The following is a 13,403-nucleotide window of genomic DNA, read 5'->3' as shown; positions in this document are numbered from 1 at the left end:
AGGTGCTCTATTAATCAGACCATCAAGCTTAAACTTGGTGGTCTTTTTAATCATATATTATCGCTTTTAAAATTGATAATTTGGAATAAATATGATATCTTTGATGGTAGTATATGACTAATGTTCAAAAAGATAGTCTTAATTATAAGGACGTGTAAATAAATGGCTTTAGATAATAATCAAAATAATAAAAAAGAAAAATCTAATGCTTCTCAAAATGCTGAAAAAACTATCAGCAGAGAATCAAATAAAAATAAAAAAAGCAAAACAGAAAGGGCCTTAACTTTCTTAACCTGGGCTTCTATCTTTATTTTATGGTATGTAATTACAAAATTAGGAATTTTCACCCCTACTCTGCTGCCAGGACCAGTAAGGGTTTGGCGAGCTTTTCTTAGAATATTGGAAAATGGATATAATGGGGTTCCACTCTGGGTTCATTTAGGAGCAAGTTTCAAACGTTTATTTGTTGCTCTTTTTTTCGCAATTTTTTCTGCCGTACCACTTGGTCTTTTAAGTGGTTATTTTAATAAAATAGAAGCTGTGATTGATTCTGTGGTTGAGTTTTATCGCCCACTTCCACCACTAGCTTATTATACTCTTTTAGTGCTTTGGTTTGGTATTGATGATACTTCAAAACAAATTCTTTTATTTTTAGCTGCTTTTGCTCCAATATATATTGCCTGTGTTTCAGCAGTAAGGAAGCTAAATCAAGACTTTGTTTTAAGTGCTAAGTCACTGGGCGCTGCCCAAAAAGATGTGTTCTTTAAAATTGTGCTTCCTGCTTCCTTACCGGAAATTTTTACTGGAATTAGAACAGCCTTTGGTGTTGCCTATACAACTCTTGTTTCTTCGGAAATGGTTGCAGCAACCTCTGGTATTGGTTGGATGGTTCTTGATGCTTCTAACTTTTTAAAAAGTGATGTTATTTTTGTTGGAATCATAATTATGGGAATTACTGGAGTAATTATTGATGCGGGATTAAGATTTCTAGAGCGAAAAATAATTTTCTGGAAAGGTCATGTATAATAAAAAATGGATAGTTAATAAAAACAGGGGGTAAAAAAATGAAAATTAAATCTAAAAAAATACTGTTATTCTTGTTAATTACTGCTTTAGCTTTAACTTTAACAGCTTGTGGTGGCGATCAAACTCAAAATGATAGTGCTGAATCTTTACCTGATGAAATTAATTTTGGAATATTGAGAGTCCCAAATGATCAAACCATAGCAATCGCTGAAGGATTTTTTGATGATTATTTTACCGAGCGTGGAATTGAAGTTAATACTAGAGTTTTTGATTCAGGTGTTGAAGCAAATCAAGCCCTAGCTTCAGGTAGTATAGATTTTGCTACAATGGGTAATACAAATGCAATAACCGCTTTAGCTCGTGACTTAAATGTAGAATTAATCTGGATTCATGAAGTACTGGGAGAAAATGAAGCTCTAGCAGTAAAAAATGGTTCCGGAATCGAGGAAGTTGAAGATTTAGTTGGAAAAAGAATTGCTGTTCCTTTTGCTTCTACAGCTCATTATATTCTTTTAAATGTTTTAAAGGAAGCAGGAATTGAAGAAGATGTTCAACTATTAGATATGCAGACTGCCGAAATTGTAGCAGCCTGGGAACGGGGAGATGTTAAAGCAGCTTATACCTGGCAGCCAACTTTAGCTCAACTTTTAAAAAATGGTTATACTCTAACAGATAGTAAAGAAATGGCTGATAAAGGATACATTACTGCCAATGTAGATGTTGTACGCAAAAAATTCTCAGAGAATTATCCCGAATTAGTTGCTGATTTTATATCTGCTTTGAATCAAGCTGGAAATATTTATCGAAATGATCCAGAAAAAGCTGCAAAAATTGCTGGAGATAAATTAGGTCTTGAAACAGAAGTTGCTTTACATCAAATGCAGGGCACTACCTGGAAAACTCGGGAAGAGCTCTTGAGTTCTGATTTCTTTGGTACTGTAGATGAACCCGGAAAATTTGCTGAAATTATGAAAGATACCTCTGATTTTCTGCAGGCTCAAGGTTCTATAGAAGAATCACCTTCTCAAGCCGCATTTAATGAATATGTTAATCCAGAATATATCAAAATGTCTCTAGAAAATGACCAAACTAACTATTAAAATAATTTAGATAAATTAATTTAGATAAGAAAGGATATATTTTATGGCTGCTCAAAAAGAAAAAGAGAGCTTAATTAAAATTGAAAATATGAGCTTAGAATATGGAGAAAGTATTAACTCCACTCTAGCTCTAAAAAATATTAATCTAGAAATTAATAAGGGTGAATTCATCTGTGTTTTAGGACCTTCTGGTTGTGGAAAAAGTTCTCTGCTTAAATGTATTGCTGGTTATGTAAATCCTACTTCTGGCAAAGTTTTAATGCAGGGCAAGGAAGTTGATGGTCCCGACTGGCACCGAGGAGTCGTCTTTCAATCTCCAACACTTTATCCCTGGATGACAGTCAATGAAAATGTTGAATTTGGTCCCAAAATGAGAGATTTACCTAAGGCTGAAATCGAAGATATCCGTGAATATTTTTTGGAAGAGGTAAATTTGAGCGGTTTTGGTGAAAATTATACATTCGAATTATCCGGTGGAATGAAACAGAGGGTGGCTATTGCCCGAGTCCTGGCCAATTATCCACAGGTTGTTTTGATGGATGAACCTTTTGGTGCTCTAGATGCTTTAACCAGAGAAAATATGCAGAATTTAATTAGAAATATCTGGGAGGAAAATAATACTACAATATTTTTTATTACTCATGATGTAGATGAAGCTTTGCTGCTGGCAAATAGGGTTGTAGTAATGTCTAAACAACCTGGAGAAATCATTAGAATTTTTAATGTTGATTTTACTGATCAAATCTTTAAAAAAGGAACTAAAGAAGTTATTTATAATGATGATTACTTTAAAGTTAAAAACGAAATTATGGATATTATTCACAGTCAAATTGATTAAAGGATATTTAAAATATAATTTAATAATTTATAGAGAAAACCCCCATATCAAAATGACATGGGGGTTTTTAAAGTTCTTATTTAGTTAAAACTTTATTTTACAGCAACAAGTGAAATTTCAACTGCTACACCTTTTGGTAAGCTGCCTACTTCTACACAAGCTCTTGCTGGTGGCTCTTCTTTAAAGTATTCTGCATAAATATCATTTACCGCAGAAAAATCATTGATGTCATCAAGGAAAATCTCTGATTTAACAACATCTTTAAATGTACAATCTGCTGCTGCTAGAACGGCTTTAAGATTTTTTAAAACTCTCTTTGCCTGCTCCTCAACTCCACCATCTATAATTTCTTGAGTTTCTGGATCGATAGCAATCTGTCCAGATAAATAAACTGTATTACCTGCCTTAACCGCCTGTGAATATGCACCTACTGCTGCTGGTGCTTGATCTGTATGAATAATTTCTTTTGCCATTTTATATTCCTCCTATTATTTTTATTTTTTAGAAATAGCAAATTAGATTTAATTAATTATATTAAATTAAATCTAAAATTTATTTTAAACCTTTAATTTCATAATCATGGTTTTCTAGAGTTTTTATTATTTCTTTAACATGCTCTGAATTTTTAGTTTCTAAACTTACCTGAACTTGTGCATGTTTTATAGAAATTTCTGGTGTAAGTCTATCATGAGTAACTGAAATTACATTTGCTCCAGTTTCACTAATAACAGATAGCAGGTCTCTTAGTGCTCCTGGTTTATCAAATAGAGATGTTTCAAAACTAATCCGTCTTCCTGCTTTAATCATACCTCTATCAATAATTGTGGAAATCATATCTAAATCTATATTACCTCCACTTAACACAATTGCAATTTTTTTGCCTTGAATATTTATTTTATCATTTAATACAGCTGCTAGAGTTGTTGCTGAAGCTCCTTCAACAATAAGTTTAGCTCTTTCCATAAGTAATGATATAGCATGAGCAATTTCTTCTTCTTCAACAGTTACTATGTGATCAACATATTCAGAGATTATTTTATATGTTATATCTCCAGGACATTTAACTGCAATTCCATCAGCTATTGTCTCAACTTTATCTAAATTAGCAAGACAACCCTGCTTCATAGATTCAGACATACAGGCAGCATTTGCAGCTTCAACACCTATAACCTCTATATCAGGATTTGATTCTTTTAGAGCAACTGCAACACCAGAAAGCAGTCCTCCTCCTCCAATAGGAGTAATTACCACATCTACATCAGGTAAATCTTCTAGAATTTCAAGACCGATAGTACCCTGACCCGCAATTACATCTGGATCATTAAATGCAGGAATAATTGTCGCTCCATTTTCCTTAGCAAATCTTTCTTCTTCTGCATGAGCCTCATCATAGCTCTCACCACTTAAAATTACATCAGCACCATAACCTTGAGTCGCATTTATCTTACCAATTGGTGCTCCTTCTGGCATAACTATTGTAGATTTGATACCCATCTGGGTTGCTGCTAAAGCAACCCCTTGAGCATGGTTTCCTGCTGAAGCAGCAACTACACCATTTTTCTTTTCAGCTTCAGTTAAATTACTTATTTTATTATAGGCACCACGAATTTTAAAGGAACCTGTTCTCTGTAAATTTTCCAGCTTCAAATAAACTTCATTCCCACTCATTTTACTGAATGTTCTTGATTTATCTAAATCAGTCTTTATAGCAACACCTTTTAACTTTTCACGAGCAGTTTTTATATCTTCTAAACTAACAACAGCCATCCTTTTCCTCCTTAATAATTAACATGAAATTGTCATTTTTTATGGTTGAAGCCTTTCCCTATAAATTAAGATTATTTTTTATATTATTTATTATTATCCACTTCTTTAAGATAATTATAAATAGTATAGCGGGAAACATTTAACTTCTCTGCAGTATGATCAACAGCACCTTTAATCATAAATGCTCCCTTCTTATCTAAGTATTCAATAACCTTTATTTTATCATTCTTTTCCATATAGGGAATTGGTTTTTCTACATCTTTGATAGCATTACTAATCATTTTTTCCATTACATCATTTATATCGTCAGCAAAAATTTCATGTTGAGTATCTGTATCGTTAGTACTCTTTTTCTTTTGATTATCAAGAGCACAGAAATTTTTAATAGTATTTTCGACCATATAAAGATCAGTAATATTATAATTTACACAGAGACAACCTAATACCTGACCATTATCATCTGTTACAAACATTGTAGAAGATTTTAAGATTCTTCCATCTTCTAACTCGTTTTTGTAATTTAAAACATCATCAGGATCATTTTCATCTCTTAATCTTTTTAAACCTACATCAGTAATTGGACCACCAATTTCTCTATCTGTTAGCTCACCTGCAATAAAGATTATGGACTCTTCTGGTTTACTTAAATCATGTAACACTACTTCTGCTTCTTTGCCCAAGAACTGAAATATACCTTCAGCAACTGATTTCATATTATCAAGATAAGGATGGACTTCTCGCTTTTCATCTACCGAAATTCTCATTAACTGGCTGGCCCCCATTTTTTATTATGCTACTTTTTCTTTAATAGATCCAGTTTTCTTTCCAATTGCATCAACTATAATAGCAATCGCTCCATCACCTGTTACGTTAGTAGCTGTACCAAAACTATCTTGTGCAAGATAAAGTCCAATCATTAAAGCTGTTGCACCTTCTCCAAAACCTAAGATAGATGTTAATAAACCTAAAGCTGCCATAACTGCTCCACCTGGAACTCCTGGCGCTGCAACCATTGTTACACCAAGCATTAAGATAAAGTGGAAAAATGAAGCAAAGGTTGGTGTACCACCCTGAATCAGAACAACAGCAATAGCACAGGTTGTTAAGGTAATTGTACTACCAGCAAGGTGTACAGTCGCACATAAAGGTATTACAAAGTCAGCAATTTTTTCTGTAATATTATTCTTTTTAGCACTTTTTAGTGTTACAGGAATTGTTGCCGCACTTGACATTGTACCAATAGCAGTTGTATAAGCAGGAATCATGTTTTTAAGACTCTTAAATGGATTTTTACCGGAAGCACTACCAGCAATAGTATAAAGAATTACTAAGTAACCAAGATGCATAGCAATGATTAAAGCAAATACCTTTCCGAAAACATTTAATGTTTCAAATGCAGTACCAGAATAAGCCATGTTAGCAAAAACACCAGCAATATGGAATGGTAAGAATGGAATAATGACATTTTCAATAACAAGAACAATAATATCTCTAAACTCTGTCATAAATCCATACAGATTCTGATGATCTCCATTATGTCTAATATGATTAATTCCCATACCAATTACAAAAGCAGTTACAAGAGCTGTCATAACTCCAAGCAGTGCAGGTATTTCAAGAGTTAAAAATGGTTCTAAACCACCTTCTTCTGGATTTGCTACATTAGCACTCTTTACAATAGCAGGTACAATTCTACTACCGATTAAATAAGCAGCTGTTCCTGCGGCAACTGTAGAACAATACGCTATTAAAACAGTTGAACCTAAAAGTCGACCCGCTTTATTACCAAGTTCTGCAATTCCAGGAATAATAAAAGCTAAAATTACAAATGGAACTATGTAATTTAAAAATTCCCCAAAAATATGTGTGAATGTATAAAGTAATCTGGAAACTGTCTCAGGAAAAAACATTCCAATTATAATACCAGAAATAATACCTAATAATAGCCTTGGAACTAATCCTATTTTTTTTAACATTTAATAACACTCCCTAAATTCTTTGTTTTTTAATTTTTGTGAAGTTTTAATAAGTAATAGATTTGATAATTTCACTAATCATTTGATCATTTCATTAATCAGCTGATTCTTATCATTTAGTTTTATGATAGACTTATGTAATTATAATTACTCCCAAACCTCCTTTTATTAATTTTTGATAAATCAGCTTTTCCCGACCTTATATAGCTTATATTTTTGCAATAATTATTACCGCAAAAATTTATTATTAGTTTTAATATTAAGATTTAAGAAAATATCCTCATTTATATTTTAAAACTATTTCAACATTTTGTCAAGCTATTATTAAAAATTTTTAATAAATACTTAAAATAAAAATAGAAAGAACCCAAAAAGGCCCTTTCTATTTTTGTATGTCTGGTATATTTTTGCGTATCTGCTTACTGAACTACTTCATAACCTTTATTTGACCAACCATAAGGTTCATTCATAGGAGTACCCATACCACCATTAAGTGATACAGCATCATAACCTAACATTCTTAGTCCAGCTACTGTTTGACCAGCTGTTTGACCTGTATAACAGTAGATCACTAGCTTCTTATCCTGTGGAAGCTGACCGAAATATTGTTCCATTCCAGCACCCCAAGGAATATTTACTGCACCTTCAATATGACCTTCGGCATAAGCACTTGCCTGTCTAATTGAAACAACCATCATATCCGCATCAGAATCTAAAGCCATTTTTAGCATATCTTCAGAAATCTTATAGTTTTTATACATTGAATCACTAACATCTGCAAGACCTTTAAAATAATCTACTACTGCAGTTTTAATTTCTGGATTAATTTCATAATCTGTAACTTCACCTAACTGATTACTGGAAGTTTCAACTACATTCTCATAACCTTCTACCTTTGAAATTCCTAAATTCCAACCAAATCTAACTGATTTAGTTTCGAAACCAGCAAAGTTTAAAAGACCTACAGTCTGATTAGCTGTCTGACCTGTATAACAATAAACATAAATAGTTTTATCTGCAGGTAACTTATCTAAGTTATCAGCAATTGCATCTGGGCCCCAAGGTAAATTAATTGCACCTTTAACATGGCCTTCATTATAAACATCAGGCTGTCTGATATCGAGAACAAATAAATCTTCTCCAGCTTTTAATTTTTCCACAAAAGCTTCTTCCCCAATCATAGCGTTATCTTCTGGAAGGTTTGCAAAATAATCATTTACTGCATCTTCTACTGCATCGGATACTGCAAAGGCTGATGTTGAAACTACAAGCAGTGCCATAACCACTAGTGCCATTGATAATAAAATTCTTCTTTTTCTCATTCATATTCCTCCTAATTTTTTGATAAATAATTAATCTGAACTAAATTGCAAAAATGAAATTTATTAAAATATATTTCACAAACTTGACTAAATAAAAGCTCTCAACTCCAGGCCAAGAACTTTTACTATTAACATTTAATAATACTAAATTTTTTTAGGAACCATCCTGAGCACTTGGTTCTGCAGGTGCACCAGTTGGCATTGCTTTTGGTGTAGAACTGTCTGATGACCATTCAATCCAAGCCCCATCATAAAGCTTTAAGTCTCTATAGCCAGCATTATGTAAAGCTATATAACTCTGTGCAGCTCTAATTGAAGTTTGACAGTACATAATAACCTCTTTATCTGGTGTAATATCATTATCAGGATAATATCTTTGAATATAACTTGGTGGATAAAATTCTCCATTATCCTTATTATTATCTACATAATTAATATGAATAGCTCCCGGAATAATTCCTTCACTAACTTCGTCTGCAGTTCTAACATCTAGAATTGCGACATCATCACTAGGATTATTAACCTGAGCAAGTATTTCATCTTTAGTAGCAATTAAATCTTCATTTTTTTCGTCTGCTTTATATTCTAGAGCCTCAACTTCATACTCACCCGAAGTAAAAGTAGCACCAGCTTCTTCTAAAGCATTTAAACCACCGCTTATCACCTTCATATTATCAGTACTATGACCATAAACCAGCATTGTCCACCATAGTCGTGCTGCATCCATGTTATTATTATTATCATATATTAGTACTTTTGACTGATTAGTTATACCATTATCTCCTAAGGAAGATTCAATTTTAGAAGCATCTGCCAACATATTAGGATAGGGTCCAAAAGTGGTGATATCATTTCTAGCAATATTTACTGCACCATCTAAATGCTGATCTTCAAAATCACCAGATTTTTGAGCATCAACCACAACTACCTCTTCTTCCTCCATTACCTTTAAAGCTTCATCTGCTGTAATTATATCCTGTCCCACTTCACCGGGCACAGAAATATCTGCTTCACAGCCTGTAAGAACAATCGCAAAAACTAATAGAAGAAACAATATTTTTGCAGTCTTTTTCATTTTTCCACCTCCAATATTTATATTGTTAAAATTGGAACAATCTCTATTAATATTATAAAACATATTAGGACCTTTTAGTTATAACATTTGCTAATAGTATATTCAATTATCAAATGAAAATTAATTATTCTTATTTATTTCAAGCATTTATTTTAAAAGCTAAGAACACCTATGATATAATCATTGTAAGCTAAAAATATTTTTTAGGGAGTTTTATTATGTTAACTTTATTAAAAGAAAAACTAAAAAAAATAAATGCTTGGCATTTAATTCTAATCTTTTTTATTATAAACATTTCTTTCCTAACAACTTTTCCTTTCATCCATTCAGATGAAGCCTGGTTAAGTGGTCTTTCAAGAAAGATTATGTTAACTGGTAATTTAGCAAGTACAGAAAGTTTTTTTGATCTGTTGCCCCGATATCCACATGCCATAAAAATATTCTTTCACCTAATCCAGATTATATTTATCAAAATTTTTGGCTATAAAATATTTGCTTTCAGATTAATTTCACTACTAACTGGAAGTTTATCTCTTTATATTTTTTATAAAATTTCATTTTTGATAACTAAATCTAAAATTTTAAGTTTGTCAGCACTACTTATATTGGCAGTTGATATTCATTTTATTTATAGCTCTCACTTAGCACGTCAGGAAATTATTTTAGTTTTTATCTTCTTAGCTGCTTTTTATTATTTTTTAAAAAAGATTATTGATCTTAAAAATAAAAATATTAATAATTATAATTTAAAATCAAGCCCAAAAATTAAAGAGAACATTACTCTCGGAATAATTTTGGGATCAGCAATCGGTTTTCATCCTAATTCATTTATTATTGCTCTCCCCTTTATTTTTATATATAGTTATTATTTACTTTCTAATAAAAAAATTTTTTTAAAAGCTATTTCATTTTTGCGATTTCTTTAGGGGTTTGTGCACTTTTATTCATTTATCTTAGCTTTAAATTTGATCCTAACTTTATTAATAATTACAGCAGTTATGGGGCTGAATTAGGTGTTTTAAATTCTTTTACAACTAAATTAGAAAACTTTAAGTATTTCTATCAAAAATTATTTTATAGAATTAGCGGAACTTATTACATTCCACCAATTAAATTACAATTTATATTTTTTGCTTTTACTTTTTTAGCTTCTCTAGTAAAAACATTTTTGAAAAAAGATAGACTAAATTTATATTTAATATTAAGTCTAATAGCAATAAATGTCGGTTACTTTATAATTGGTAGATATAATCAGACATCAATTATTTTTATTTTCCCTATTTTTTATTTGCTATTTTTAAATTTAATTAAAGACTTAGACATAAAATTTTATTCAGTTTTGATTATAGTCTTGACAGTTAGCTTAAGCTTAAACACAGCTTTTACCTTAATTGAAGACAGTCATTATAATTATGATGATTATTTAAATCAAATAGCAGAGGTTGTAGATAAAGATGACAGGGTTCTTGCTAATTTAAATGCTGATTATTATTTTAAAGATGGTAGTCTTTTTGACTATCGAAATCTTGCTTACCTAGAAGAAAGCAATCTTTCTTTTTCAGATTATATAGTTAAAAATAAAATTGAATATATAATTTATCCAGAAGAAATGGATTTTATTTATCAAACAAGACCCACCTGGAATATACTTTATGGAAACTTATACCCTTATTATTCAGAGATGCAAAAATTTATAGAAAATAAAAGTAGACTGGTTAAAACATTCAATAATTCGACTTATGCAATCCGAATAGTTAGAGAAATTGATAAAAAGGACTGGACAGTCAAAATCTATAAAGTTAATTCTCAAGTTTATACTGAAGCTGCTCAAAAAGCTGATTAAATTTTAAACTATTTCTATTGCGGGGGCGACTTAAATTATTTTCTACCTCAGCTATTATTTCTCCAGGTTCATTTTTCATTAATACTATCTTGTCAGCCAAAAAAACAGCCTCTCTTATATCATGAGTCACAAAAATAACTGTTTTTTCTTCTTCCTGCCAGATTTCATTTAATAAATGTTGGAGTTCTCTCCTGGTCTGACTATCAACACTACCAAATGGCTCATCCATCAGCATTATCTCTGATTCTGATGCTAGAGTCCTGGCCAGAGCAACTCTTTGTTTCATACCTCCAGAAAGCTGATGTGGATAATAATCACGATAGGAAGCAAGTTTAACTTCTTTTAAATAGTTTAATGCCCTACTTTCTATTTCTTTTTTATTAAGTTTTTCCTTTTTGTTTTGAGATGCTGCTTTGACTGCAAAAATAATATTATTGAGTACTGTCTGCCAGGGAAAAAGCTGTTCAAAGTCCTGAAAAAGCATAACTCTATCCAAATTAGCTTTTTTTATTTCCTTTTCTTTTTTTAAAATTTTTCCCTTTTCTGCTTTCAAAAAACCAGCTATAATTTTAAGCAGAGTCGATTTACCACATCCAGACGGACCAAGAATAGTAATAAATTCATTTTTTTTAATCTGAAGCTCGATATTTTTCAATACTTTTATTGTTCCTTGTTCAGCCGGATAACTCTTTTCTATATTTTTTAGCTCTAAATATGAAGTCATTTTAACATACCCCATTTTTTAACTGTCTTATTTTCTAGTATATTAAAAATAAAATCTTCTACTGTCACTCCAATAATAACTATTACAATAATCCCTGCAAAAACACCAGGTAAATCAAAAAATACTCTTTTTTGAAAGATATACCAGCCCAAACCACCAAGGCTGTTTATAGCTCCAAATAACATTTCAGCACTTATTAATGCTCGCCAAGATCTGGCCCAGGCTATTTTTAAGCCTGAAATAAAATAAGGAAATGAGGCTGGAATTAAAATTTTGAACATAAACTCAAATTTATTCAAACGATAATTTTCAGCAATTAAGGTATAAATTTCTGGAATAGAGTTAAAGCCTGTACTGATATTTAAAACTAAAGGCCATAATACTGAATGAATAATTACAATCAATATTGCAGTTTTACCAGAACCAAACCAGATTAAAATCAAAGGCATTAAAGCAATTCCTGGCAACGGATGAGCCAGTGCTGTAAGTGTATCAATTAAACTAGCAGCTGTTTTTGAAAAATAAGCTATAAGTGATAAAAGCAAGGCTGTAGTTGTGCTAATAAATAATCCTTGAAAAATAATTGAAAGTGAAAAATAAATCTGTTTGAGCAAATCTCCATCTATAAAACCCTTAATTAAAGATAAAAATATCTTATCAAGTCCTGGAAATATCATTTCAGAAAAAACATTACTTAATGCTGTTAACTGCCAGCTAATGGCTAGAATAATAATCCAAATTAGCCTCTGCAAATATTTATTTTTCATCTGAATCAGCTGTCCCCTGATCAAAAATAAGTTCTGAAATTGGATAATCTCCCCGGCTTAAATAACCTTCAGCAGCCATAAACTTCATGAATTTTTCCAACCCCTTAATCTCTTGCGTGTATCTCATTCCCGGCCAGCTTAAGTATTCTGCTAATTCTTTTTTATTTAAATTATAATTAGCTGCCAGAATTTCTGCAGATTCATCTGGCTTTTCATTAATATATTTTATTGCTTTAGTTAAAGCTTCTTCAAAAAGTTGGTAGTTTTTAGAATTTGATTGATAAAATTGAATAGTACTTACTCCAACAATAAAAGTAAAATCACCCTCGAAAGCATCTTTGGCGCTTAAGATTTGCTTAATCCCTGACTCTCTGCTCTCTAAAAATAGATACGGAGGCGATGCAAAATGAGCACTAAGCTCCTTCCCTGCTAAAAGCGAATTCATGGCATCTGGATGATTCATAGTTAAAAGCTGGTCATCAAATGCCTCTGCATTACCAAGTTCATTTTCAGCTGCCATGGATAATAAAATATGCTGAATACTTCCTGGTTGGGGCAAAGCAATTCGATTTTCAGCTTTAAAATCAGCAAGAGAATTTATATTCTCCTTATTGCTCATTAAACCAAGTGGACTTTCGGAAAGACCAGAAATGATTTTCCAATCCATCCCTTTATCTTTAGCTATTAAAAAAGGGGGGATGGCCATAAAACCAACATCAACTTCTCCTGCCAGCATTGCTTCTCTAATTGCTGTAGTATTGCTCAGCTGTTTCCATTCAACTTTTAATTCAGAATTCTCTTCTAAAAACTTAAGTTCTTTTATAAGCTGTACAGGAGCATATGCCAGTCCATATTGTTCGGCAATAACTATAGTCTTCTCTTTTGAGTTTTGTTCACTGCTGCAGCCAGGTATAAGAAATAATACTAAAAATAAAATTATACAAATTGAAATATATTTTTTCATG

The 13,403-nt window shown here is 31.6% G+C and carries 14 protein-coding genes; 5 read left to right on the top strand and 9 right to left on the bottom strand.

What is annotated here, in order from left to right; translation table 11 throughout:
- The first annotated feature begins 162 nt into the window (after positions 1 to 162).
- Genes HSACCH_RS02030 through HSACCH_RS02020 form a run of 3 tightly spaced genes read left to right on the top strand, consistent with a single transcriptional unit; the run spans position 163 to position 2,964 of the window.
- Positions 163 to 1,026, top strand: a complete 864-nt coding sequence (locus HSACCH_RS02030; RefSeq protein WP_005487451.1) for an ABC transporter permease — start codon at positions 163 to 165, stop codon at positions 1,024 to 1,026.
- 38 nt (positions 1,027 to 1,064) lie between these two features.
- Positions 1,065 to 2,126, top strand: coding sequence for a taurine ABC transporter substrate-binding protein (locus tag HSACCH_RS02025; RefSeq protein ID WP_005487449.1), 1,062 nt, complete (start codon positions 1,065 to 1,067; stop codon positions 2,124 to 2,126).
- Between the two features lie 43 nt (positions 2,127 to 2,169).
- Positions 2,170 to 2,964, top strand: coding sequence for an ABC transporter ATP-binding protein (locus HSACCH_RS02020; RefSeq protein WP_005487447.1), 795 nt, complete (start codon positions 2,170 to 2,172; stop codon positions 2,962 to 2,964).
- 92 nt (positions 2,965 to 3,056) lie between these two features.
- Here HSACCH_RS02020 and HSACCH_RS02015 read toward each other — a convergent pair whose 3' ends face one another.
- The 6 genes from HSACCH_RS02015 to HSACCH_RS01990 all read right to left on the bottom strand — a co-directional run bounded on the left by HSACCH_RS02015 (position 3,057) and on the right by HSACCH_RS01990 (position 9,104).
- On the bottom strand, positions 3,057 to 3,437 hold the full coding sequence (locus HSACCH_RS02015; protein ID WP_005487445.1) for a RidA family protein: 381 nt from the start codon (positions 3,435 to 3,437) through the stop codon (positions 3,057 to 3,059).
- 79 nt (positions 3,438 to 3,516) lie between these two features.
- Entirely contained in the window at positions 3,517 to 4,731 is a 1,215-nt protein-coding gene (gene ilvA / locus HSACCH_RS02010; RefSeq protein WP_005487442.1) for a threonine ammonia-lyase, read from the bottom strand.
- A gap of 83 nt (positions 4,732 to 4,814) precedes the next feature.
- A complete protein-coding gene (locus HSACCH_RS02005; protein WP_005487440.1) occupies positions 4,815 to 5,495 on the bottom strand; it encodes a helix-turn-helix transcriptional regulator in 681 nt (226 codons plus the stop codon).
- Positions 5,496 to 5,519: 24 nt separating this feature from the next.
- Positions 5,520 to 6,707, bottom strand: coding sequence for a dicarboxylate/amino acid:cation symporter (locus HSACCH_RS02000; protein ID WP_005487439.1), 1,188 nt, complete (start codon positions 6,705 to 6,707; stop codon positions 5,520 to 5,522).
- A 419-nt stretch (positions 6,708 to 7,126) separates the two neighbouring features.
- Positions 7,127 to 8,029: a rhodanese-like domain-containing protein gene (locus tag HSACCH_RS01995; RefSeq protein WP_005487438.1), complete on the bottom strand. Its 903-nt coding sequence runs from the start codon at positions 8,027 to 8,029 to the stop codon at positions 7,127 to 7,129.
- Between the two features lie 154 nt (positions 8,030 to 8,183).
- Positions 8,184 to 9,104 (bottom strand): sulfurtransferase, encoded by a 921-nt coding sequence (locus tag HSACCH_RS01990; protein ID WP_005487437.1) that lies wholly within the window; start codon positions 9,102 to 9,104, stop codon positions 8,184 to 8,186.
- 218 nt (positions 9,105 to 9,322) lie between these two features.
- Here HSACCH_RS01990 and HSACCH_RS13990 point away from each other — a divergent pair, with 218 nt between their 5' ends.
- Entirely contained in the window at positions 9,323 to 10,030 is a 708-nt protein-coding gene (locus HSACCH_RS13990; protein ID WP_005487436.1) for a phospholipid carrier-dependent glycosyltransferase, read from the top strand.
- A 413-nt stretch (positions 10,031 to 10,443) separates the two neighbouring features.
- On the top strand, positions 10,444 to 10,947 hold the full coding sequence (locus HSACCH_RS13985) for a hypothetical protein (protein ID WP_200858864.1): 504 nt from the start codon (positions 10,444 to 10,446) through the stop codon (positions 10,945 to 10,947).
- Here HSACCH_RS13985 and HSACCH_RS01980 read toward each other — a convergent pair.
- The 3 genes from HSACCH_RS01980 to HSACCH_RS01970 are packed head-to-tail and all read right to left on the bottom strand — an operon-like array spanning position 10,904 to position 13,402.
- Positions 10,904 to 11,671 carry an ABC transporter ATP-binding protein gene (locus HSACCH_RS01980; protein WP_005487433.1) on the bottom strand — a complete coding sequence of 256 codons (768 nt, stop codon included), beginning with the start codon at positions 11,669 to 11,671 and terminating at the stop codon, positions 10,904 to 10,906. The genes HSACCH_RS13985 and HSACCH_RS01980 overlap by 44 nt on opposite strands.
- Positions 11,668 to 12,438, bottom strand: coding sequence for an ABC transporter permease (locus HSACCH_RS01975; protein ID WP_005487432.1), 771 nt, complete (start codon positions 12,436 to 12,438; stop codon positions 11,668 to 11,670). Before HSACCH_RS01975 ends, HSACCH_RS01980 begins: the two co-directional genes overlap by 4 nt.
- Positions 12,428 to 13,402 (bottom strand): ABC transporter substrate-binding protein, encoded by a 975-nt coding sequence (locus HSACCH_RS01970; RefSeq protein WP_005487430.1) that lies wholly within the window; start codon positions 13,400 to 13,402, stop codon positions 12,428 to 12,430. The genes HSACCH_RS01975 and HSACCH_RS01970 overlap by 11 nt, the downstream gene beginning before the upstream one ends.
- Position 13,403 lies beyond the last annotated feature (1 nt).

The organism is Halanaerobium saccharolyticum subsp. saccharolyticum DSM 6643 (assembly GCF_000350165.1).
Lineage (GTDB): Bacteria > Bacillota > Halanaerobiia > Halanaerobiales > Halanaerobiaceae > Halanaerobium > Halanaerobium saccharolyticum.
Note: the sequence above shows the minus strand (reverse complement) of the source record. Positions and strands in the feature narration are given on the sequence as shown.